Annotated in this window: 37 protein-coding genes; 36 read left to right on the forward strand and 1 reads right to left on the reverse strand. The window is 71.1% G+C overall.

Annotated features, from left to right (window positions below; translation table 11 throughout):
- Positions 1-10: 10 nt before the first annotated feature.
- From ACTVZO_RS17630 to ACTVZO_RS17720, 19 genes are all read left to right on the forward strand, one after another.
- Positions 11-991, forward strand: a complete 981-nt coding sequence (locus tag ACTVZO_RS17630) for a hypothetical protein (RefSeq protein WP_443299287.1) — start codon at positions 11-13, stop codon at positions 989-991.
- A 13-nt stretch (positions 992-1,004) separates the two neighbouring features.
- Positions 1,005-1,196: a hypothetical protein gene (locus ACTVZO_RS17635; protein WP_443299288.1), complete on the forward strand. Its 192-nt coding sequence runs from the start codon at positions 1,005-1,007 to the stop codon at positions 1,194-1,196.
- 10 nt (positions 1,197-1,206) lie between these two features.
- A complete protein-coding gene (locus ACTVZO_RS17640; RefSeq protein ID WP_443299289.1) occupies positions 1,207-1,524 on the forward strand; it encodes a hypothetical protein in 318 nt (105 codons plus the stop codon).
- Positions 1,521-1,736, forward strand: a complete 216-nt coding sequence (locus tag ACTVZO_RS17645; RefSeq protein ID WP_443299290.1) for a hypothetical protein — start codon at positions 1,521-1,523, stop codon at positions 1,734-1,736. Before ACTVZO_RS17640 ends, ACTVZO_RS17645 begins: the two co-directional genes overlap by 4 nt.
- Complete coding sequence (locus ACTVZO_RS17650; RefSeq protein WP_443299291.1) at positions 1,733-2,095, forward strand: hypothetical protein; 363 nt, start codon at positions 1,733-1,735, stop codon at positions 2,093-2,095. The genes ACTVZO_RS17645 and ACTVZO_RS17650 overlap by 4 nt, the downstream gene beginning before the upstream one ends.
- A 28-nt stretch (positions 2,096-2,123) precedes the next feature.
- Entirely contained in the window at positions 2,124-2,660 is a 537-nt protein-coding gene (locus tag ACTVZO_RS17655) for a hypothetical protein (protein ID WP_443299292.1), read from the forward strand.
- Complete coding sequence (locus ACTVZO_RS17660; RefSeq protein WP_443299293.1) at positions 2,657-2,827, forward strand: hypothetical protein; 171 nt, start codon at positions 2,657-2,659, stop codon at positions 2,825-2,827. The genes ACTVZO_RS17655 and ACTVZO_RS17660 overlap by 4 nt, the downstream gene beginning before the upstream one ends.
- A 9-nt stretch (positions 2,828-2,836) precedes the next feature.
- Positions 2,837-3,832, forward strand: coding sequence for a WhiB family transcriptional regulator (locus tag ACTVZO_RS17665; RefSeq protein WP_443299294.1), 996 nt, complete (start codon positions 2,837-2,839; stop codon positions 3,830-3,832).
- A complete protein-coding gene (locus ACTVZO_RS17670; protein WP_443299295.1) occupies positions 3,832-4,044 on the forward strand; it encodes a hypothetical protein in 213 nt (70 codons plus the stop codon). The genes ACTVZO_RS17665 and ACTVZO_RS17670 overlap by 1 nt, the downstream gene beginning before the upstream one ends.
- A 9-nt stretch (positions 4,045-4,053) precedes the next feature.
- Positions 4,054-4,434: a hypothetical protein gene (locus ACTVZO_RS17675; protein WP_443299296.1), complete on the forward strand. Its 381-nt coding sequence runs from the start codon at positions 4,054-4,056 to the stop codon at positions 4,432-4,434.
- Positions 4,435-4,764: 330 nt separating this feature from the next.
- Entirely contained in the window at positions 4,765-4,896 is a 132-nt protein-coding gene (locus tag ACTVZO_RS17680; RefSeq protein ID WP_443299297.1) for a hypothetical protein, read from the forward strand.
- 66 nt (positions 4,897-4,962) lie between these two features.
- Positions 4,963-5,271, forward strand: coding sequence for a transposase (locus tag ACTVZO_RS17685; RefSeq protein ID WP_443299298.1), 309 nt, complete (start codon positions 4,963-4,965; stop codon positions 5,269-5,271).
- On the forward strand, positions 5,268-6,188 hold the full coding sequence (locus tag ACTVZO_RS17690; protein ID WP_443297102.1) for an IS3 family transposase: 921 nt from the start codon (positions 5,268-5,270) through the stop codon (positions 6,186-6,188). Before ACTVZO_RS17685 ends, ACTVZO_RS17690 begins: the two co-directional genes overlap by 4 nt.
- Before the next feature lie 121 nt (positions 6,189-6,309).
- On the forward strand, positions 6,310-6,765 hold the full coding sequence (locus ACTVZO_RS17695) for a hypothetical protein (protein ID WP_443299299.1): 456 nt from the start codon (positions 6,310-6,312) through the stop codon (positions 6,763-6,765).
- Between the two features lie 84 nt (positions 6,766-6,849).
- Entirely contained in the window at positions 6,850-7,002 is a 153-nt protein-coding gene (locus ACTVZO_RS17700; RefSeq protein WP_443299300.1) for a hypothetical protein, read from the forward strand.
- Positions 6,999-7,262, forward strand: coding sequence for a hypothetical protein (locus tag ACTVZO_RS17705; RefSeq protein WP_443299301.1), 264 nt, complete (start codon positions 6,999-7,001; stop codon positions 7,260-7,262). Before ACTVZO_RS17700 ends, ACTVZO_RS17705 begins: the two co-directional genes overlap by 4 nt.
- 73 nt (positions 7,263-7,335) lie before the next feature.
- Entirely contained in the window at positions 7,336-7,737 is a 402-nt protein-coding gene (locus ACTVZO_RS17710) for a hypothetical protein (protein WP_443299302.1), read from the forward strand.
- A gap of 8 nt (positions 7,738-7,745) precedes the next feature.
- Positions 7,746-7,961: a hypothetical protein gene (locus ACTVZO_RS17715; protein WP_443299303.1), complete on the forward strand. Its 216-nt coding sequence runs from the start codon at positions 7,746-7,748 to the stop codon at positions 7,959-7,961.
- A 29-nt stretch (positions 7,962-7,990) separates the two neighbouring features.
- Entirely contained in the window at positions 7,991-8,461 is a 471-nt protein-coding gene (locus tag ACTVZO_RS17720) for a DUF6221 family protein (RefSeq protein ID WP_443299304.1), read from the forward strand.
- 95 nt (positions 8,462-8,556) lie between these two features.
- On the opposite strand, the gene ACTVZO_RS17725 is transcribed toward ACTVZO_RS17720, so the two are convergent.
- Complete coding sequence (locus ACTVZO_RS17725; protein WP_443299305.1) at positions 8,557-8,802, reverse strand: hypothetical protein; 246 nt, start codon at positions 8,800-8,802, stop codon at positions 8,557-8,559.
- Positions 8,803-8,897: 95 nt separating this feature from the next.
- On the opposite strand from ACTVZO_RS17725, the gene ACTVZO_RS17730 reads away from it, so the two are divergent.
- The 17 genes from ACTVZO_RS17730 to ACTVZO_RS17810 all read left to right on the forward strand — a co-directional run bounded on the left by ACTVZO_RS17730 (position 8,898) and on the right by ACTVZO_RS17810 (position 20,524).
- Entirely contained in the window at positions 8,898-9,122 is a 225-nt protein-coding gene (locus ACTVZO_RS17730) for a MerR family transcriptional regulator (RefSeq protein ID WP_443299306.1), read from the forward strand.
- A 154-nt stretch (positions 9,123-9,276) separates the two neighbouring features.
- Positions 9,277-9,708: a hypothetical protein gene (locus ACTVZO_RS17735; RefSeq protein ID WP_443299307.1), complete on the forward strand. Its 432-nt coding sequence runs from the start codon at positions 9,277-9,279 to the stop codon at positions 9,706-9,708.
- 993 nt (positions 9,709-10,701) lie between these two features.
- The gene (locus tag ACTVZO_RS17740; RefSeq protein WP_443299308.1) at positions 10,702-11,043 is read left to right on the forward strand and encodes a hypothetical protein; all 342 of its coding nucleotides are present in this window, start codon (positions 10,702-10,704) and stop codon (positions 11,041-11,043) included.
- Positions 11,027-12,673 (forward strand): hypothetical protein, encoded by a 1,647-nt coding sequence (locus ACTVZO_RS17745; RefSeq protein ID WP_443299309.1) that lies wholly within the window; start codon positions 11,027-11,029, stop codon positions 12,671-12,673. The genes ACTVZO_RS17740 and ACTVZO_RS17745 overlap by 17 nt, the downstream gene beginning before the upstream one ends.
- 10 nt (positions 12,674-12,683) lie before the next feature.
- Positions 12,684-14,165, forward strand: coding sequence for a phage portal protein (locus tag ACTVZO_RS17750; protein WP_443299310.1), 1,482 nt, complete (start codon positions 12,684-12,686; stop codon positions 14,163-14,165).
- Positions 14,162-15,127 carry a hypothetical protein gene (locus tag ACTVZO_RS17755; protein WP_443299311.1) on the forward strand — a complete coding sequence of 322 codons (966 nt, stop codon included), beginning with the start codon at positions 14,162-14,164 and terminating at the stop codon, positions 15,125-15,127. Before ACTVZO_RS17750 ends, ACTVZO_RS17755 begins: the two co-directional genes overlap by 4 nt.
- Positions 15,128-15,281: 154 nt before the next feature.
- Complete coding sequence (locus ACTVZO_RS17760; protein WP_443299312.1) at positions 15,282-16,028, forward strand: hypothetical protein; 747 nt, start codon at positions 15,282-15,284, stop codon at positions 16,026-16,028.
- 14 nt (positions 16,029-16,042) lie between these two features.
- Positions 16,043-16,906, forward strand: coding sequence for a phage major capsid protein (locus ACTVZO_RS17765; RefSeq protein WP_443299313.1), 864 nt, complete (start codon positions 16,043-16,045; stop codon positions 16,904-16,906).
- 14 nt (positions 16,907-16,920) lie between these two features.
- Positions 16,921-17,286 carry a hypothetical protein gene (locus ACTVZO_RS17770; protein ID WP_443299314.1) on the forward strand — a complete coding sequence of 122 codons (366 nt, stop codon included), beginning with the start codon at positions 16,921-16,923 and terminating at the stop codon, positions 17,284-17,286.
- A 1-nt stretch (position 17,287) separates the two neighbouring features.
- Positions 17,288-17,653, forward strand: a complete 366-nt coding sequence (locus tag ACTVZO_RS17775) for a hypothetical protein (RefSeq protein ID WP_443299315.1) — start codon at positions 17,288-17,290, stop codon at positions 17,651-17,653.
- A gap of 16 nt (positions 17,654-17,669) precedes the next feature.
- Complete coding sequence (locus tag ACTVZO_RS17780; RefSeq protein WP_443299316.1) at positions 17,670-18,263, forward strand: hypothetical protein; 594 nt, start codon at positions 17,670-17,672, stop codon at positions 18,261-18,263.
- On the forward strand, positions 18,260-18,598 hold the full coding sequence (locus tag ACTVZO_RS17785; protein WP_443299317.1) for a phage head completion protein: 339 nt from the start codon (positions 18,260-18,262) through the stop codon (positions 18,596-18,598). Before ACTVZO_RS17780 ends, ACTVZO_RS17785 begins: the two co-directional genes overlap by 4 nt.
- 9 nt (positions 18,599-18,607) lie before the next feature.
- Positions 18,608-18,934: a hypothetical protein gene (locus ACTVZO_RS17790; RefSeq protein ID WP_443299318.1), complete on the forward strand. Its 327-nt coding sequence runs from the start codon at positions 18,608-18,610 to the stop codon at positions 18,932-18,934.
- 1 nt (position 18,935) lies between these two features.
- On the forward strand, positions 18,936-19,316 hold the full coding sequence (locus tag ACTVZO_RS17795; RefSeq protein ID WP_443299319.1) for an HK97-gp10 family putative phage morphogenesis protein: 381 nt from the start codon (positions 18,936-18,938) through the stop codon (positions 19,314-19,316).
- A complete protein-coding gene (locus ACTVZO_RS17800; protein ID WP_443299320.1) occupies positions 19,313-19,714 on the forward strand; it encodes a DUF3168 domain-containing protein in 402 nt (133 codons plus the stop codon). Before ACTVZO_RS17795 ends, ACTVZO_RS17800 begins: the two co-directional genes overlap by 4 nt.
- A gap of 13 nt (positions 19,715-19,727) precedes the next feature.
- Positions 19,728-20,150 carry a phage tail tube protein gene (locus ACTVZO_RS17805; RefSeq protein ID WP_443299321.1) on the forward strand — a complete coding sequence of 141 codons (423 nt, stop codon included), beginning with the start codon at positions 19,728-19,730 and terminating at the stop codon, positions 20,148-20,150.
- Between the two features lie 8 nt (positions 20,151-20,158).
- Positions 20,159-20,524, forward strand: a complete 366-nt coding sequence (locus tag ACTVZO_RS17810; RefSeq protein WP_443299322.1) for a hypothetical protein — start codon at positions 20,159-20,161, stop codon at positions 20,522-20,524.
- Positions 20,525-20,538 lie beyond the last annotated feature (14 nt).

The raw sequence follows: 20,538 nt of genomic DNA on the forward strand, positions 1-20,538 counted from the left end.
AGAGGCTCCCGTGCCCGACCAGCAGCCTGACCACGCCAGCGGCGGCGTCCCGCATGCCTTCCGCAACGCCCTGTACTGGCGATGGACGCGGGAGCTCCCCAAGCCCCTGCGTGGCGGGTTCCTGACTGTCCTGTACGCCCTGGCCGCGGCCGCCAACACCTCTGGCGTACTGCGGATGCGGGACGGCGCGCCGATCCGCGTGCAGAGCGTGGCGGCGGCCTCCTGCTCTGACCTCAAGGACGTCCGCCGCTGGTTGGCCGCCGCGGTCGCGGCCGGTGTCGTGGCGACCGAGCAGCCGCCCGGCCCGGGCCGTCCCACCGTGTACGTGCTCGTCATCAGTCCGCGACCCGACTGGGCCGCGGCGGTCGCGGCCCTGGAAGCCAAGAGGCGCCGCCGGCCGAAGAAGGACGCGGCGCCCTGGGCCGAGGAGGCCGCCCCCGAAATGGGGGCACCGGCCCCCCAATCCGAGGAGCCCAATAGGGGGGACCGGCCCCCCAATTCACCGGTGGGCAAATGGGGGGACCGGCCCCCCTTGGAAATGGGGGGACCGGCCCCCCTTGAGATGGGGGGACCGGCCCCCCAACGTCCCAGGGTTACCCAGGTACTACCCCAGGAATCGGCTGCTGTGGGTGGTCACCTGACCCTGGGGGTCGCTCCCCCCGGTGGGGACGATCCGCCGGACGCGGATCCGCCGCCGGCCGACGCCCGGCCGCCCCTGGCGCTCACCGCCCAGGAGCGCCGCGACGCCCGGGCCGCTCAGGTCAAGGCCAAAAGCGCCAGCAGCGGGGGGCAGATGCCGCTTCTGCTGTCGGTACGGGACCCCGAGCACGTGGCCACCGTCGCCGAGGTGCGCGCGGCCGCCGAGGACGACCCCGAGGCCGTACGGCGCGCTATCCGAGCCCTCGGCCGCACCGAGGCCATCCGGGTCTACGGCTGGCGCCTCGTCTCCCCGCACATCACCGACGACATCACCGACACCGACACCGCCTGAGAGGCCCCACACGATGACGATTCACCTCGCCCCCAGCCTCGACCTGCACCTCGACGAGGAGGTCTACGTCCCGGCGGCGTTCACGGCCGAACCGGCGGCCGCGCTCGCCGCCGACGTCCTGGTCGACGAAGGCCGCCACGTCCACCTCGTCGGCGGCGACGTGCAGTGCCTCACGCACTCCTGTGTCGCCCTGCCCGGGGCCTGAGGAGTACCGGATGCCCAGCGACCACGACGTCGTCTCCTGCACCAGCTGCGGTCAGCGGATCCGCTGGACCATCACCGCCGCCGGCCGCCGCCAGGCCGTGAACGCCGACCCGAACCCGCTCGGGAACCTGGCCGTCTACCGCGACGGCGTCGGCACCCTGCGCTCGCGCGGCCTGAACGCCGAGCGGCCCAACGTCGAGACCTACGAGTGGCAGAGCATGCCGCACGCCGCCACGTGCGCCACCCCCCGGCCCGGGCGCAGCAGCCGCGGTACGTCGCGGCAGCGGTCCGGTGTGCGGCTGGCGCCCTGGCAGGGGTGGACGCGGTGAGCCGGCCGCTGGGTGTCGTGGCCGACGCCGTAGCTGCGGTCATCGCGGCGACCGTGCAGCGCGAGCTCCTGGCCCTCGGCGTGGCGCTGCCCGAACGGGTTGCCGCCGTCGTCGGCTCGGCCGCGGTGTCCGACGTCCGCCGCGAGGGCTGGCACATCTCCTCCCCCGCCGTCACCGCCGAGAGCCGTCCCGATCAAGGAGTGTCCGAATGATCATCAACCTGAGCGGTGAACCGGTCCGCCTGTATGGGCCGGACGTCGAGGTCGTCGACGACGACGCCCTCGACAGCCGGTGCACGGTCATCCCCACAGACGGCGCGGCCGCGTACCTCGACCTACTGGACCTCGGCAGCCCCGGCGACGACATCCACGGTGGCCGGCCCGTCCACATCGACCTCGTCGAGTTCCACGTGCGCGGCCTGCCCGCGCCGCGTGCCGATGTCCGTCTGATCGTCCCGGCCGGCGTTGCTATGGCCACGCGTGGCCGCTCGGACCTCCTGGTCCCCCTGGGCGACGTCCGCGACGGGGCCGGCGAGTCCGTCGGACATCAGATCCTCGCCAGCCCCTGCTGAACCGCCCCCCGCACCCGAAGGACAGAGCATGCGAGTCTCCGCCGCCATCGTGATGCAGATGCACCGCGATCGATACAGCGACCAGCAGATAGCCGACCAGACCGGCGCCAGCCTGGCCGACGTCACCGCCATCATCAACACGCACAAGTCCCTCGTGGCCCGCGGTGACATCCCGCAGCCCACGGCGCCGCCAGCCGTGCCCGATGCGGTCGCGCTCCTCGCGTGGGGCACCAACCACCAGGCCGCCGCCGTCCGCCAGTACGCCGAACGGGCGCTCACCGCGCTGGAGGCCCTCGGCATCCGGCACAAGCGGGAGGAGGAGGTACAGCGGATCGCCAGCGAGGTCGACAAGCTGGAGCAGAAGCTGGCCCGCCTGCGGGAACGGCAGGCCGAGCTGAAGGGCCGCCCGGCACCGCGGCCCCGCACCGCCCCCGAACGCGACTACACCCCCGCCGCGGTGCGCGCCTGGGCGCGGCAGGCCAACGTCGACTGCCCGCCCGTCGGCATCGTCCCCCAGCCCGTCCTCGCGCAGTGGCGCGCGGCGACCGGCCAGGCGCAGCAGTGAGCGGCGTTCCGGACACCGTGCTGTCCGTCATCGCGGCGGCGATCGAGGACCACCGCGTCCTGACCCCTCCTGACCAGTCCACCCCGGCCGGCCTCGCCGAGGCCATCGCCACCTACCTCGTCAGCAGCGGCTGGTCCCTCACCCGGACCGCCTCGACCGGTGCCTAAGGAGGCCCGATGTCCACCCTTGTGACCAACCGCAGGTCCCGCCCTCACGCCGACACGGCCACGGCCGACAACTGGGGTGCGCGCGGCGCGTGCGTGGGACGGCTGCAGGAGTTCGCGGCCGGGGAGGTCAAGGCGAAGGCGATCTGCGCCACGTGCCCGGTGACCGCCGAGTGCCTGTCCGCGGCTCTCCTCGAGGAAGGCCGGGCCAGCAGGTACTACCGCGACGGCGTACGCGGCGGCTTGAACGAGGCCGAGCGCGCCGCCCTCGTCCCCCGCGAGCAGCGCCCGGCCCCGGCCGTGGGCGAGCTCGTCGGGGACGTCGCCCTGGCCGAGACCATGCTGCGCGCCGGCCAACACCCCATCCGCGTGATTGCGGCCGCCACCGGGATGAGCGGGTCGTCCGTCGGCCGGCTGCGCCGGTCCCTGGGCCTCCCGTTGGTCGCTGACACCGACGCCCGTACGCCGCTGGAGCGGCTCACCGCCCGCACGGAACCCGGCGAGGAGGGACACCTGCTCTGGATCGGCGGCCCGTCCGTGTGCCTGGCTGGCGGCAAGGAGATCAGCGGGCTGCGCCTGGCGTTCCGACTCGGCTACGGCCGCGACGCCGAGGGCCTGGTCAAGGCCCACTGCGGGATGCCCCGCTGCGTGGCATGGCGTCACCTGGCGGACCGGCCGATGCGTCGCACCACGATCAAGAAGCCTCGCCGACCCGCGCCCGCGCCCGGCCCCGCCGAATACCTGTACGGCATCGAACCCGGCCACTGGGAGGGCGAGAACACCTGGGTGCCTGCCCGCGTCGTCCGCTTCCCCATCACCCGCAAGACGCCCAAGCGCATCTACTACGTCCGCCGGGACGACCCGCAGACACCCGAGATCGGCAACGTCGACCGCCAGCGCATCGAGGCGGACGGCGACGTCTACCGCGTCTCCAGCGGCTGGTGGGAGGCCGACAGCCGCCTGTACCTGGCTGCGCCCGACCTCGACCAGTACCTGCGTGCCGCCTGATGGCCGCCGAGACCTTCGGGCACGAGCCCGTGCTCGGGATCATCGGCGGCCGCGCCCTCTGGACCGACTGCGCCCGCTGCCACACCACCACCACGCACTACGACGAGGCCTACCGACCTAGCCGGTGGACCCGGCCCGTCCCCTGGCCGTGCACGACCGCGATCGTCCTCGGCCTCGTACAGCGTCCGACCACCGACCAGCCCGCCCCCTGAGGAGACACCGTGTACCCCACCCTGTTCACCACTCCCGGCCTCGCCCGATTCGCCGAGGAGGTCGACGCCGAACGGGGTCGACAGCTGGCCGTGTTCGGTGACCAGCGGCGACCCGACGGCACCGGTCCCCGCACTGCGAGTTGGGGCCGGCTGGTCCACGCCGACGAGGCCGCCACCGAGGCTCGCCAGCGCTGCCAGCGCGCTGCCGAACGAGGTGACCTCACGTGGCGGCACGTGCTCAACGAAGAGATGGCCGAGGCGTTCGCCGAGTCCGACCCGACCAAGCTGCGCACCGAGCTGATCCAAGTCGCCGCGGTGTGCGCGGCATGGGTGTCCGACCTCGACCGGCGACCGGCGGCGGACGCCCAGCCTCCTGGGAGCCAGGCGTGAGCGTCTCCATCACGGTGCGCTGCAACACCGAGTGGCGCGAAGGGGCCTGTACCGGGGCCATCACGGTCTACCGCAGCACGGTTCCTGAGGCACGCGCGGAAGCCCGAACGCACGGCTGGCGCTGCAGCCCCGCCGGAACCGACTTCTGCCCCGCTTGCTCAGGGGCTCGGCCCCAGCCCCCGAGCGCAACCGTCGTACGGGTGCCTCACCAGACGGGGCGCCGGCCGTGAAAGTCGCCCTCACCGTTCTCGCCGTCTGGGTCGCAGCCAGCTACCTGGCCGGCCTCGTGCTCGCCTTCCTCGGCTACCGCCGCAACGACAGGAGTAACCGATGACCGACATCAGCGCCGCCCCCGCCCGCGCGTGCGTTTGCCGCCGGGTGCTGGCCGCCGGCGAAACCCTGTGCCAGCGCTGCAGGGCGGCCACCCATGGCCGGCTCCGCCGCATGCCCGCCCTGTACTGAGGTTCCCCCGAGATGCGGGGATGGGTGACAGGGGGTCAGATGGGTCTCATGAGAGGAACCCGGACGATGTCCGCACCGAGGAAGTATCCGTTGGAGTTGCGTGAGCGTGCGGTGCGGATGTATCGCGCCGCGGAGCCGAAGCCGGTGATCCGTCGTATGGCCGAGGATCTCGGTGTGCATCACGAGGCTCTGCGGAACTGGATCCGTCAGGCCGAGGCCGACGCCGGCGAACGGGGAGACCTGCTCACCACCGCGGAGCGTGAGGAACTGGCGGCCTTGCGGAAGGAGAATGTCCAGCTCAAGCGGGCGAATGAGGTTCTGCGGACGGCGTCGGCTTTTTTCGCGGCGCAGCTCGACCCGACCCGGCCCAGGTGACAGGACTCCTCGACGAGCACCCACACCTGGGGGTCGAGCCCGTACTCCGGGAACTCTCCCTCCCCTCTTCCACCTACTACCGTTGGCGCCGGGCGGAGAAGGAGCCGTGCGAGCGGCGCCGCCGGGACATCGAGCTGACGGACCGTATCCGCCAGGTCCACGACGCCTCCGGCGGGATCTACGGCTCACCGCGCGTCCACGCCGTCCTGCGGCGCGAGGGCACCCGAGTCGGCCGCAAACGCGTCGAACGGCTCATGCGCCAGGCCGGCCTCCAGGGCCTCAGTCCCCGCAAGGCCAAGGGCTTCACCCGCCGCGACCCGAACGCCGAGCTCGCCCCGGACCTGGTCGGGCGCGACTTCACCGCGACCGGGCCGAACCGGCTGTGGGTCACCGACCTGACCATGATCGCCACACTGGAGGGCCCGCTGTGGCTCTCCGCGATCCGCGACGCCTTCTCCCGCCGCGTCGTCGCCTGGGAAACCTCCGCCCGCGCCGACGCCGACCTGGTCCTGACCACGCTTGAGTACGCCCTCGCCTCCCGCGAGCCCATCACCGGCGAACTCATTCACCACGCCGACCACGGCTGCCAATACACGTCCGTGAAGCTCACAACACGCCTGCTCAGAGCCGGGATCCAAGCCTCCATGGGCTCCGTCGGCGACTCGTATGACAACGCCCTCGCCGAGAATCTGTGGATGCTTGTCAAGACCGAGTGCGTCCGCGGCCGCGTCTTCGCCACACGTGCCGAGGCGAACCTCGCACTCTTCAACTACATCGACGGCTTCTACAACCCCCACCGCATCCAGGAACGACTCGGCTACCTCAGCCCCATCGAGTTCGAGGAGAAGCACTACGCCAACCAGGCAGCCACCGAACAAGTGAACCTGAAACCACGTCAACCCGCCCTGACCAGCTAGTCAACCACTCCCGCACAGCGGGGGAACCTCATACCGGCTTCTGGAACCCGAACTGCAGCCCTCGGGCGGCGCGCCCTCATACGGCCGCGTCGCTCTCGTCGAAGCGCCGCTGCCGGTGTCCATGCGCGTGCTGACCCTGCGCGGGCCGGGCGGCATCGTCGGCGTCCTCGAGGACTGGTGGGCCGCGATGCAGGCCTCGCGCGTTGGATCAGCACCGGTCATCACCGGCACGATCGAAGATCGTGTCACCACCGCTGCCGCCCGCCTCGGATTCCACCTCGACTACATCGCCACGTGGACGATGGCTGGCTCCCTCGCCACCGAGATCCGACAGCTCGACGAGCAGGCCCTGGCGATCATCTGCCCGCCCGACACGCGCGAGCACGGCACCCGCCTCGGGCCCTGCCCGGCCGAGAACCCCGACGGCACCGTGTGCGGTGCGGTCCTGCGCCATTACCGCAGCAGCACCGGGATCACCTGCCCCTGGTGTGCCGTGGCGTACCCGCCGAGCACCTGGGCTGACCTCAAGACGTGGATGGACCACGACGAGCAGCAGGAGGTGCTCCTGGCCGGATAGCCCAGACAACAGAACGGCCCTCGCGGCGCTACCAACACCGACGAGGGCCTGACCAAACCCCTTGAGCCTCCAAGGAGTACGGCTGTGCCTGATACTGCCACGCCCACCCGACCCACCACGTCGCCGCCCCGACTGCTCGCCTACGGATGGATCCGCCGCCACGGCGGCCGGACCATCACCATGCGGGCCACGGCCGCCGGCGTCACCGGCACCATCACCCCGGCGGTGACCCGATGACCTCCATCCCGCCCACCGCCACCTGCCGAACACTGCTCCTGCAGATGGCTGACTACCTCGACCACGCCCGCCCCGACAGCCCGATGTGGGCCGAAGGCCGCGGCATCATCGCCGGCCAGGTCGCCGCCGAGCACTACGGCATCCGCGCCGACCTCGTCGCCGCCGCCGAAGCCGAGGTCCTCGCCCACGCCCCCGACGTCGCCACCGGCACCACCCGCCGCCAGTACGCCACGGCCCTGCGCACCGTCGCTCGCTCCTGACCCCACCCCTAGGCCGGGCCGCCACCCCGTACGGCCGGCCCGGCCCCGACCGCGACAGGAGCACCGACTCCCCATGACCCACCCCATCGACGTCCCCCGCCGCCGCGCCCTCGTCGCGCAGATGTCGCGCGACAGGGTCTCCATCCGCACCATGGCCGCGCTGCTCGGCGTCTCGAAGGACGTCATCCACCGCGACCGCCAGGCCCTCGCCGCGGCCCCGCCCGCGACACGGACCGAGCAGTGCCGCCAACGTGTCGCGGACACCACCGCGACACTGCAAGACCTGCGCGACACCGTGAACACGCTGGTCAACGCCCGACCCGCCTATCAAGTCGGGGTGGACGACGAGACCGCCGCCCGCTGGTACACCGAACTCCGCGACACCACCGCGACACTCGCCGAGCTCGCTGCGACATTCGGCGACTACTATCCGCGTCTCGTCCAGCTTGAGCGCGACACGCGCAAGGAAGGATGATGGTCGGCATGAGCGAGCAGGGCACCCACTTCATCTTCATGTCCCTGACGGTCCCAACCCCTCAGGGCTTCATGACGCTGCGGCGGTCCGGAGCGGTCACGCCACCGCAGGGAGCGACCAGGCTGGACATGTTCGAAGTGCTCCGACAGCAGGTCATCGCAGAGGACCCGAGCCACGCCGAGGCCGTCGTGATTGCCTTCGACATCCAGCCCAACGAGCTCTGAGCCGGCGCCGAACAGATCGGGAGGCAGTGATGGACGACCTGGCGCAGTTCCTCCGCGCCCGCTACCACGCGACCGCCGTCGGCGCCCTGGCCGCAACGCGCGGCCCCTGGACAGTCGACAACCAGGCGTATGCCGAATCCATCTCCGCCGCAGACGCCACGGTCGTCGTGGGCGGCGGACGCTGGGGCAGCGAAGCGAGCGTCTTTGAGTCGACCGCCGACGCCATCCACATCGCCGAGCACGACCCCCAGCATGTCCTCGCTGATCTGGACGCCAAGCAGCGGCGCTTGGCCCGCCATACCCCTGAGCGACGCCGCCTCTCCCTGACCGATGCAGACGGGACGACCTCCATGGCGTTCTTGATCTGCACGTGGTGCACGCCTAACCGAGTCATCCACAGGGCGGAGCAGGACATCGTCGAGTGGCCGTGCCCGGATCTGCTCGACGATGCCGCGGTGTACGCCGACCACCCCGACTACCGCGACATGTGGCGGCCGTAACCCGCCGTTCGCAGTGTCAGACCCGGGCCGTACCTTGAAACTCCCTACACGCGCTAGCAGGGCTGCTGACGCTACTCGGGGCCAGCCCCGCCCGATCACACATTGGGCGGGGCTTCCTGCGGCTGGTACACGTGCGGCTGACCGCCCTGCCATCCGATGGCCGGTGAGTCGCCCCGCACGAGATCCTCGGGATCCGGAATCCCGAGCCGCCTCAGGAACTCCACCAGGTCCCGGTCGCTGTACGCCAGGCCGAGGACCGTGTCGATCCCGCGAACCCGGATCGTCACTCGTCGGCCGCCCGACGAGGAGATCCGGTGCACGGTGACCAGCGCGTTCTCCACCCCATCAGCCTGCTGCCCGCCGCGGCTGGGCGCATCCGGAGGATGGCCCGCGGCACCCTGCCCACGTCCAGCCGCGCCTCGGCCAGACTGATCACATGGAGTACCTCGCCCTCCCGCCCGGACTGGTCACCACGACGACGGCCGCCCTCGCGTGCGGAGTCCAGCCGGCCACCATCCGCGACTGGGTGCGCCGCGGCCTCCTGACACGGTGCGGCGGCACCCCCAAGCGCCCCATCTACCGCCTGCAGGACGTCCTCGCTGCACGCGACGCGCCGAAGCCCAGCAGGATGGGACAGCGCAACGCTGATCATGCCGCTTGACACTCGAACAAGAGCGCGCCACGATTTGCCCGTACAGTCATGCCCAAATGCAGGCTGACCAGGCACCCGAGCCCCGCCCCCGCGCGGGGCTTTCTCACGTCACAGACCGGTCACAGCCATCACACAGTGGCCGGAGGCCGGACAGAGTGGCGCGATGCGCACACACCACACCGCCGCCCTCGCCACCGCAGCCGCCATCCTCGCTCTCACCGCGTGCAACCCGCAGACCACCGACACAGGACAACCCGCGCCGGCAGCGCCGAGCGTCGCGCCCACCAGCGCGCCAGCCGCCCCCACAACGTCAGCCGCGCCCGCGCCAGCCCCCACCAGCAGCGCACCCGCAGCACCTGCCGAATCCGCGGTCGTCCCCAACGCGGTCGGACAGATCCTCCAAGCCGCCCAGGACAACGCGCAGGCCGCCGGATTCTTCCTCCTCGGCTCCACCGACGCCCTAGGCCAGTCCCGCATGCAGGTACTCGACCGGAACTGGAAGGTCTGCAGCCAGACGCCCGCCGCCGGCACGAAGGCCCCCACCAGCACCAAGCTGATCTTCAACTCAGTCAAGCTCGAAGAGTCCTGCCCCTGACATACACGAGACCAGACTTGAGCCCGGCTGCCTTCGGGGCGGCCGGGCTCGCCCATGACCACTCGGTGCGGAGTGGGTGCGGTGCAGCCGCCCGGGACGAGGGCCCCGGGCGGCAACTCACAACCACGAAGGAGGCACCGTGGCCACCGACAGGCACACCGTGCACATCCCGTGCCCCCACTGCCAACGCCCTGTCTCAGTACCCACCGAGAGCACCTACGGCAATCGCAGGGTCACCGTAAAGCTCGACTTCAGCGGTGCCGATGAAGCGCTCAGGGAAGTCATACGCCGCTCCATCCCCCCTGATGGCCCGGAAGCGGGCTCCTGATGCCTCGCAAGGCCATGCAGGTATGCCCAACCCCTGGATGTCCCCAGCTCACCCCTGTAGGGCGCTGCGACAGCTGCCAAGCCAAGGCCGACGCGTCCAGGCCAGCCCATCGCCACGCAGGGCGAGGGACACAGTGGCGTACAGCAAGCGCGCTGTACCTACGTGATCATCCCTACTGCGAGTGCACACGATGCGCTGCGCTCCCCCCTCTGCAACGTGACCTTGCTACCGAGGTGGACCACATAGATGGGCTAGGTCCGCTTGGGCCACGAGGCTTCGATCCATCCAACTGGCAGGCCATGAGCAAGAGACATCACAGCGCCAAAACTGCTCGCGAAACCTGGGGAATCTGACCTCGCTTTGAGGTCACTTTGGGTGATCACCCCAGGGGGGTGACCCCCTCCCAGGTAGGGGGTCCCGGACGCCGGGGAGGGCTCCGAGAAGTTCGTCAGGTTCAAAGGGTCCTCAGCGATCACGCAATGTGACTGCGATCGGTGCCGCGCAATGCGGCCGAGGGAGTGATCAACATGCCCCGTGGTGGAGCTCGTGCCGTATCCGGCCCGGCACCCGACCCGAACGCGCTACGGCGCGACCGGAAGACCGACGCGGCCGGGTGGCGGCACCTGCCGGCGGACGGCCGCACTGGTGAGGCGCCCGAGTGGCCCTTGACCGAGGCCACTGCACGGGAGTGGGACGTCTGGGAAAGCCTGTGGGACAAGCCACAGGCCGTGATGTGGGAGGAGCTCGGCCAGGTCCTCGAGGTGGCCCTGTTCGTGCGGACGCTGGCAGAGGCTGAGCGGGCCGACGCGCGGGTCGATATCAAGAAGATGGTGCGCGGCTACCTCGACAGCCTGGGGCTGAGCGTTCAAGGGATGCTCCGCAACCGGTGGAAGATCGCGCCGTCCACCGAGGCCCTCGAGGACGCGGATGCCACGCCGGCGCCTGTCGCGCGCCGGCCGTCCGCGCGGGACCGGCTCAAGGTCGTGCCCAGTGGCGAAGGGGCCTGACGCTGGCGCCGAGTTCGTCGTCGATTTCCCCACCCTGTGGGTGGTCGCGGACTGGATCGAGGAACACTGCCCCATTCCCGATGGATTCCGCAGGGGCGAGCGTCTCGAGCTGTACCCGTGGCAGCTGTGGTGTACGGCCAATCACTACCGTGTGAAGCCGACCGCGCGGGTCGGGCAGCTGGCTCCCGCGTTCCACTACCGGCGGTCGCAGGTCGTCATGCCGCAGAAGACCGGCAAGGGTCCTTGGTCGGCGACCATCGTCCTCGCCGAGGCCGCGGGACCTGTGGTCTTCGCCGGGTGGGCCAAGGGCGGTGAGCGCTACCGGTGTTCGGATCACGGCTGTGACTGCGGCTGGTGGTACGAGTACCCGGCCGGCGATCCGATGGGCGTGCCGTGGCCAACGCCAGAGATCCAGTTGACGGCCACCTCGGCGGACCAGGTCACCAACGTCTACAGGCCCCTGCAGTCGATGGTGAAGCGGGGGCCGCTGGGCGCCTTCCTCAAGGTCGGCGAGGAGTTCACCCGCGTCGGGGACGATGGGCGGATCGACGTCGTCACCTCGAGCGCACTGTCGCGGCTGGGCAACCCGATCATCTTCGCCATGCAGGACGAGACCGGCCTGTACACCACGGCGAACCGGCTGCGCCGTGTCGCCGAGACGCAGCGGCGCGGCGCGGCCGGCATGGGCGGCCGGTCGATGGAGACCACCAACGGCTGGGACCCGAGCGAAGCATCTGTCGCCCAGACGACGTCGGAAGCGAAGGCGCGGGATATCTTCCGGTTCCACCCGCAGGCGCCCAAGTCTCTGTCCTTCAAGGACAAGCGGCAGCGGCGGAAGATCTACAGCGTCGTCTACGCCGGGTCGGCCCACGTGGACCTGGACGCGATCGAGGCGGAGTCCGCCGAGATCATGGAGAAGGACCCCGCGCAGGCCGAGCGGTTCTTCGGAAACCGGTGCGTCGCCGGCACGGCGAGCTGGCTGGACGGCGCGAGGTGGGCGGCCAAGGCCAAGCCTCGTCGGGTCCGCGCGTACACGCGGGTCGTGCTTGGCTTCGACGGGTCTGATATGGACGACTGGACGGCGATCCGGGCCGAAACCATGGATGGCTTCCAGTTCACCCCGGTGTACGGGCCGGAGGACGAGCCGACGATCTGGAACCCGGCCGACTATGGCGGCCAGGTTCCGCGCGCCGAGGTTCGGGCCGCGGTTGACCAGCTGATGAACCGGTACGACGTGGTGCGCATGTACGCGGACCCGCCGTACTGGGACACAGAGGTCGACGAGTGGGTCGACCAGTACGGCGAGGAGCGGGTGATCCGCTGGTACACGCGCCGGATGGTGCAGATGCACTCTGCGGCTGAGCGTCTGAAGACCGACGTGGTCAAGCGGAACTCCGCCGACGGCACCCGCGCGTCCGCGTTCACGCACGACGGGTGCCCGATCACCGAGGGGCACATCGCCAACACCCGCGTCGCGGTGCGGCCGTCCGGCCTGTACGTGCTGCGCAAGGCCAGCCCCACCCAGAAGATCGACGCCTCCGTGGCCAGCGTGCTCGCGCACGAGGCCTTGGGCGACGTGATCGCGGCCGGTCTGGCCGACAAGGAAGAGTCCTACTTCTACTCCGCGTAGGGGGGTGTGCATGGCCACACAGGAGGAAGCGCAGCGTCTGGTGTCCCTGCTGGAGTCGGAGCTGATCCGGCGCCGGCCGGAGATCGACCGTAACGAGGACTACTACCGGGGCAAGTCCCGGCTTCGGTTCGCCTCGGACGAGTTCGCGAAGTTCCACGGCGACCGGTACAAGGACTTCTCCGACAACTGGGTGCAGATCGTGGCCGACTCGCCGGTGGAGCGCCTGACCGTCACCGGGTTCAAGGAGTCGGGGGCGGAGATCGCCGATCAGGATCTGTGGAAGGTGTGGCAGGTCAACGGCTTGGACGCCGATTCGCAGCTGGGGTTCCTCGGCGCGGTGACGTCCGGCCGCTCATTCGTCCTCGTGTGGGGCGACCCCGACGACCCGGACATGCCGGTCGTCACCTTCGAGGACGCGGCCCAGTGCATCGTGATCTACGAGCCGGGCTCTCGCCGGCGGCGCCGGGCCGCGCTCAAGCGGTGGCAGGACGGGAGCCAGGACTACGCGACGCTGTACCTGCCAGACGAGGTGTGGAAGTTCGCGCGGCCTCAAGCCCGGCAGGACAAGAGCCCGCAGATGATCGACGTGGACGAGGAGCTGAGCCGGTGGGCGCCCCGCGAGCTCGAGGCTGAACCGAACCCTCAGCCCAACCCCATGGGGATCGTGCCGATGGTGGAGCTGCCCAACCGGCCCATGCTGACCAGCGAGCCGATCCCGGACGTGTCCGGCGTGGTGGCCATGCAGGACGCGATCAACCTCCAGTGGGCGCTGCTCTTCAATGCGTCGGACGCGGCGAGTTTCCCGCAGCGGGTGATCACCGGCGCCGAGCGACCGATGATCCCCAAGCTGAACGCGGCCGGCGAGGTCGTCGGAAAGCAACCGGTCGACCTGGAGAAGTTCGCCGTCGACAAGATCCTGTGGATCACAGGCAAAGACGCCAAGATCGCCCAGTGGCAGGCCGCCAACCTCACCGCGTACACCGCGGTCATCGAGGTCGCCGTCGGCCACCTCGCTGCCCAGACCCGCACTCCCCAGCACTACCTGATCGGGAAGATGGCCAATCTGGCCGAGGGGGCGCTGCTGGCCGCCGAGACCGGCCTGGTCAAGCGCGTGGACGAGAAGAAGCTGTGGTTCGGCCACGGGCTGCGGGAGGTTGCCCAGCTCATCCTCCTCGCCCAGGGCAAGACGGAGCGGGCCCGCGCGATGCGCGCGGGCAGCGTGCTGTGGGCGGACTCCGAGTCGCGCTCCCACGCGCAGATGGCCGACGCGCTGCTGAAGCTGCGCGACATCGGGTTCCCGTTCGAGTGGCTGGCTCTGCGCTACGGGCTCACACCTACCGAGGTCGCCGACGTCGTCGCGATGCGCGAGGCGCAGGCCGCGATGGACCCGGTGGCGGACCTGACGCGGCTGATGGCCCAGCGCCAGCCTGACGGGCCGCCGGAAGACCCGTCAGTCGAGGAGGAACCGGCCGCCGACGAGGTGCCCGCGTGAGCGTCCAGGCGGAGGCCGAGCGGCACCAGCGTCAGCGGGCGCTGACCGCCGCAGCGGCCGCGACGGCCGCCGGCGCACTGTGGCGGCAGACCGACACCGGCCAGCTGCGCGCATCCTGGGTGGCGCTGCTCACGCGGGCCGTGGCCGTCACCACCGCCGGGCAGCTCACCGCGGCGCAGCAGGCGGAGCCGTTCCTGGCCGCGGTCCTGGGAACGGATGCGGACCGGGCGCAGTCCGACCAGCTGCGGCCCGACATGCTGGCCGGTGTGGCCGGGGATGGGCGGCCGTTGCCCGAGCTGCTGATGTTCCCGCTGTACACCACGCTCTCCGCTCTCGCCCGCGGTGCGTCCTTGGCACTCGCCTGGGCGTCCGGGGCGGCGCTGCTGGACCTGCTGGTCCGCACGGTCGTGGCGGACGCCGGACGGGCCGCTGATCTCACTGTGATGGCGACGCGGCCCGCGGTGACGTCCTACGTGCGAGTGGTGGAGCTGCCCGCGTGCGCGCGCTGCATCGTCCTCGCGGGCCGCGAGTACTCCCTGTCGGACGGTTTCGCTCGGCACCCGCGGTGCGACTGCACGATGGCGCCCGTCACGCGCACGTCCCGGCCCACCCCGGTGGACGCGAAGGACGTGTTCACGTCGATGACCGAGGCCCAGCGGCTCAAGGCCTTCGGGTCCAAGGCGGTCGAGGCGATCGAGGCCGGCGCGGACGTCGCGCAGGTGGTCAACGCCCGTCGCGGTATGCGGGAGGCCAGCCTGTACGGGCGCACCGTGCAGGCCACCACCGAGGGCACCACACGGCGGGGGCTCGCCGCGCGGCAGCGTTCCAGCTTCGAGCGGAAGCCGGGGGGCCGGTACGCGACTGCGCGGGCGGTGCGGCTTATGCCCGAGGAGATCATGCGCCGCGCCAAGGACCGCGAGCACGCGGTTCGGCTACTGAGACTGCACGGCTACCTCTACTGAGGTCCTCGAACGGCCCCGTGCGCGGGCGTCAAGACGACGAGTCGGCGTGATCCGGCAGCGCACACCGGCCCGGCAGGGACGCCCCTGCCGGGCCGCTGGACTTCTCACCACCCGCGCGCAACGCGCGGCCCCCTCACCCGCAACGGGAGACCCCATGAACCGCCCCACCCTCGCCCGCCACGCCCGCGCCCACGCGCCCGGTTGGGCCCGCCCCTATCCGTCCGGCCTCTTCTCGCCCGTCTTCTACGCCGACGGCGACCAGGAGGAGGAGGAGGAGGGCAAGGACGAGCAGGACGACGAGGAGGGCCAGGAGGACGACGGCGCGAACGCCGACGACCCCGCCGGGCCCGCCGGCGAGAGCGACGACGAGGCCGACCCGGCCGGCGCCGACGAGCTCGGCGACAAGGGCAAGCGGGCCCTGGCTTCCATGAAGGGCAAGTGGCGCGCCGAGCGGGCCCGGGCCAAGGAGCTCGAGCAGCGCCTGGCGGAGAAGGACGGCGCCGACGAGGCCGCGACGGTGCGCCGCCAGGCCGAGCAAGACGCCATCGCGAAGGCCAACGCCCGGATCATCCGGTCCGAGGTGAAGGCCGCGGCCAAGGGCGTCCTCGCGGATCCGGCCGACGCCTTCAAGTTCCTCGACCTCGAGCAGTTCGAGGTCGACGAGGACGGCAACCTCGACGAGGACGAGGTAGCCGAAGCGATTCAAGACCTCATCAAGTCCAAGCCCTACCTGGCAGCCGCAACGGCGAAGAGGTTCCAGGGCACTGGCGACGGCGGCGCAGCGCGCAAGGCGAGCCGGCCGAAGCAGCTCACCCGAGCAGACCTCAAAACCATGACCGCCGAAGCCATCGACCGCGCCCGCGACGAGGGCAAGCTCGATGACCTCATGGGCGGCAAGTAGGCCAGGAGGCCACCATGACCGTGCGGAACTTCGTTCCCGAAATCTGGAGCAGCAAGCTCCTCGTCGCCACCCGCAAGGCCCTCGTGTACGCCGCGCCGCGCGTGGTCAACCGCGACTACGAGGGCGAGATCGCCGAGGCGGGCGACACCGTCCGCATCACCTCCGTGTCCCGGCCGGCGATCGGCACCTACGTGCCCGGCACCACCGTCATCACGCCGGAGAAGCTCAACACCGCCCAGCGCACCCTGGTCGTGGACCAGGCGAAGTACTGGGCTTTCATGGTCGACGACGTCGACAAGCGACAGGCCAAGTCGAGCCTGATGCCGCAGGCCACGAGCGAGGCGGCCTACGGACTGGCCGACACGATGGACCAGTACGTCGCCGGTCTGTACACGCAGATCGCCGCCGGCAACTTCCTCAACCTGGTCGGCTCCCCGATCGACACGTACACCACCCCGAGCGACTTCTACAACAAGGTCCTGGTACCGCTGCGGACCAAGCTGACGAAGGCCAACGTGCCCACCAGCGGCCGGTACTGCATCGTCCCGCCCGAGGCATACGGCTCGCTCCTACTCGACGACCGCTTCATCAAGGCCGACAACGCCGGCACGGACGCGGGCCTGCGCAACGGCCTGGTCGGCCGGGCGGCCGGCTTCGACATCTACGAGTCGAACAACTGCCCCAACCCGACCGGCGACACCCAGGTCGTGCAGGCCGGCGTGCCGGAAGCGATCACGTTCGCCGAGCAGCTGAACAAGACCGAGGCGTACCGCCCCGAGTCGAGCTTCTCGGACGCGGTCAAGGGCCTGGCCCTGTACGGCGCGAAGGTCATCCGGCCGGACCACCTGGCCGCCGCGTTCATCAACCCCGCCGCCTGATCGGAGCCTGACCCATGGCACGCACCGCTGTCGCGTACAGCAACCTCCTTCCGAACAGCAACCTCGCCGACCCGGCCGGTACGGCCGTGTCCTCGGGCGCCGGCAATGGCGGCCAGGTCGCCAACGCCTTCACCGAGCTGACCATGCTGCGCCTGTCCAACGCCTCGGGCGGTTCCGGCACCGCGACCGTCCTGGCGGGCGCTCTGCCGCTGGCCGTCGCCTCGGGGCAGGGAAGCCTGACCGTGACCGTCGCCAACGGCGCCACCCAGTGGATCGGCCCCGTCGAATCGGGCCGGTTCCTGCAGAACGACGGCTCATTGATCGTCGAGACGTCCGTCGCGATGACCATGACCGCGTTCAAGATCCCGAGGAACACCTGACATGGCCGAGACGATCTACGTGCGGGGTGAGGGCGGGGCCGTCATCGCGATGGACCTGCCCCTGCCCGAGTCCATCGCCGAGCGGTACGAGCGCGGGCAGCTGGTCCGCGTCCACTCCGACGGCTCCCCGTACGGCCAACCGCCCGCGCCCGCGCAGGCACCGCGCGAACCCGCGCAGAGCGGCGAGGCTGCGCAGGGCGAGGCTCCTGCGGAACAGCCCGATGGCGGGCCGTCCCGGGCACCGGGCCGCCCGGCGGTCAACGCCGTCAAGGCGGACTGGATCGCCTTCGTGGTCTCTCAGGGCCACATGTCAGCGGAGGACGCGGCGAACCTGTCCAAGGCTGACCTGATCGACCTGGCCGAGTGATCGAGGGGAGGCAGCCGTGACCCTGCTTCCCCTGGCCACCATCGAAGACCTCAGCCGCCGCGGCCTGGCCGTCGACCCGGCCGAGACGTACATCGTTGAGACGTACCTCGAGGTGGCTTCGGCGGCCGTGCGCGACGCGGCGGGCGGCCCCGTCTCGCAGGCGACGTCCACCGTGGTCCTGGAGGGGGAGGCCGGGCAGTGGCTGAGGCTGCCCGGTCTACCCGTCACCGCGGTCGCCTCCGTGGAGATCGGCGGGACCGCTGTCACCGACTGGCGGCTGCGCTCCGGCATGCTGTGGCGTGCCGGAGGCTGGTCGTCGGGAGACGGCCCCTGCGAGGTGGAGGTCACCTACACCCACGGCCTGCCCACGGTGCCCGCGGACATCGTCGACCTGGTGTGCCGGATGACCGCCGCGGCCCTGGCCGCGTACCGATCCGAGCCGGACGGCATGGGCCTGGCTGCCAGGGACGTCCGCTCGGAACGCATCGGGGACTACTCCGTGACCTACGGGGACGCCGGCCTGATCACTGAGATGGAGCTGCCCGACTACCTCGTCGAGCGGCTGGCCGCGCGTTTCGGCGGCGGCGCCGGCGTGGTGAGGTCGCGGTGAGCCGCGTCGGCCGGCTCCTGAATACCCGGGTGGAGGCCTGGCGGGTCGGCCTCGTCGATGACGGCGGCGGCGGCCAGCAGGCCGCGTGGGCGCTGGCCGGCACGCACCGGGCGCGCCGGTCCCAGCCGTCCGCGCGCGAGCGCACAGCCGCCCAGCAGGCGGGCACCGTCCTCGTCGAAACCTGGTATTTCCCCGCCGGGACTGACGTCCGCCGCGGCGACGAACTGCGACCGCCCGGCCGGGTGGTCATTGTCTACGCCGTCTACGAGCCGTCGGAGCCCGGCACCTACTTGCGGGCGGACTGCACGGTCCGCCAGCCCACCACCGAAACGTGAGGACCCCTCATGGCGATTCTGGCTGCTCAGCGCATGCCCCTGTCCGGACTCCAGCCCACCTACGCCGCGGCCGCCGGCGGCGGCGACCAGGCCCCCGTCGGCGAGAAGCTGTACCTGCACGTCCGCAACGGCGGCGGCGGATCGATCACCGTCACCCTGGCCACGCCCGGCACCGTCGGCGACCTGGCCGTCGCCGACGCGGCACAGACCGTCCCCGCGTCCGGCGCCGCGTTCTTCCCGCTGAAGGCCGCCTTCCGGGACCCGTCGACCGGCCGGGCCGCCATCACCTACTCCGGCGTGACCACGGTCACCGTGGCCGTGGTCCAGCTGCCCTGACATGGCCTCCCGCATCCGCCTGGACGGCCTCGAGCGGGCACTACGGGCCGTCAGCCGGATCCCCGAGGCCATGCGCCTGGCCCGGACCGAGACCCTGAACGTGTGGGCCGAGGACGTCCAGGAGAAGGCGCGGAACCGGGCGCCCCGCGCGTCCGGCGCCCTGCACGGCGACATCAGCACCAAGGTCGCCGAGCAGTGGGGGCGGGCCGAGGTCGGCGTGTGGGACGAACCGGCCGTCGACTACGCCCTGTACGTCGAGAAGGGCACGTCCAAGATGGCCGCCCAGCCGTTCCTCGTGCCCGCGTTCAACGAGGTACGCCCGGACGTGGCCCGCGCCTACCGGGCCGCGCTGCGCCGGCACCTGGGAGGAGTCGCCGAGTGACCACCGCCCTGTGGCCGCTGCAGCGCGCCGTGTACGCGCGCCTGACCGCGGACGCCCCGCTGACCGCGCTGGTCTCCGGCGTGTACGACGAGGTACCCGAGGACGCGACTTTCCCGTACCTGACCATCGGGTCCATCACCGAGCAGGTCGACGACGCGCACAACCAGCGAGGCCTGGCCGCCGACGTCACTCTCGACATCTGGTCGCGCTACCGCGGCTGGGCTGAAGCGGCCCACGTCCTGGCGGCGGCCGACGCGGTCCTGGACCGGCAGCCCCTCGCCGTGGACGGCTTCCGGGACGTGTCGATCGCCCACGAGCAGCACACCGAGCTTCGCGACCCCGACCCCGCCATCCGGCACATCTCCGTGACCTACCGGGTCTGGCTCACCAAAACCTAAGGAGGACAGGCCCATGGCTGGTCTGGACGCATTCGGCACCGCCCTGCAGAGGGGCGACGGTGCCACCCCCACCGAGAACTTCACCCCGATCGCGAACGTCACCGACATCACCCCGCCCTCGCTGGAACGGGAGACCCTCGACGTCACCGCCCACGACAGCCCCGACGCGTGGCGCGAGTTCATCGGCGGCCTCAAGGACGGCGGCGAGGTGAGCGTCGACGTCAACTACGACCCGCGCGAACACGACGGGATCATCGCCGACTTCGCCGACGCCCTCCCCCGCAACTACAAGATCACGTGGCCCGGCACGCTCGGCGAGTGGGCGTTCACCGCGCTCCTGACCGGGTTCGAGCCGGAGGCACCGCACGACGACAAGCTCGCCGCCAGCCTCACCTTCAAGGTGTCCGGCAAGCCGACCATCACCACCGGAAGCTGAGGCGCCCAGTGACCTACCTGTCCGCAGAACAGATCCTCGGCGCCTCCGACCTCGCCTACGAGGACGTCGCCGTACCCGAGTGGGGCGGGACCGTCCGCGTCCGCGAACTGCCCGGCACCGAGCGAGACAAGTTCGAGGCGTCCTTCCTCGGCAAGGACGGCTCATCCGTCCGCGCCGAGGGCCTCGAGGGATTCCGGGCCCGGCTCGCCGCGGCGTCCATCGTCGACGAGAACGGCAAGCCCTTGTTCCGATCCCCGGCCGAGACGAAGCGGCTCGGCGAGAAGTCCGGGCAGGCCCTGCAGCGGGTGTGTGACGCCGCGATGCGCCTGTCCAAGCTCGGCCCGGACGACGTGAAGGAGCTCACGGGAAACTGAGGGCGCGGCCCGGC

Origin of the sequence: Streptomyces sp. IBSNAI002, assembly GCF_052244475.1 — a bacterium.
Lineage (GTDB): Bacteria > Actinomycetota > Actinomycetes > Streptomycetales > Streptomycetaceae > Streptomyces.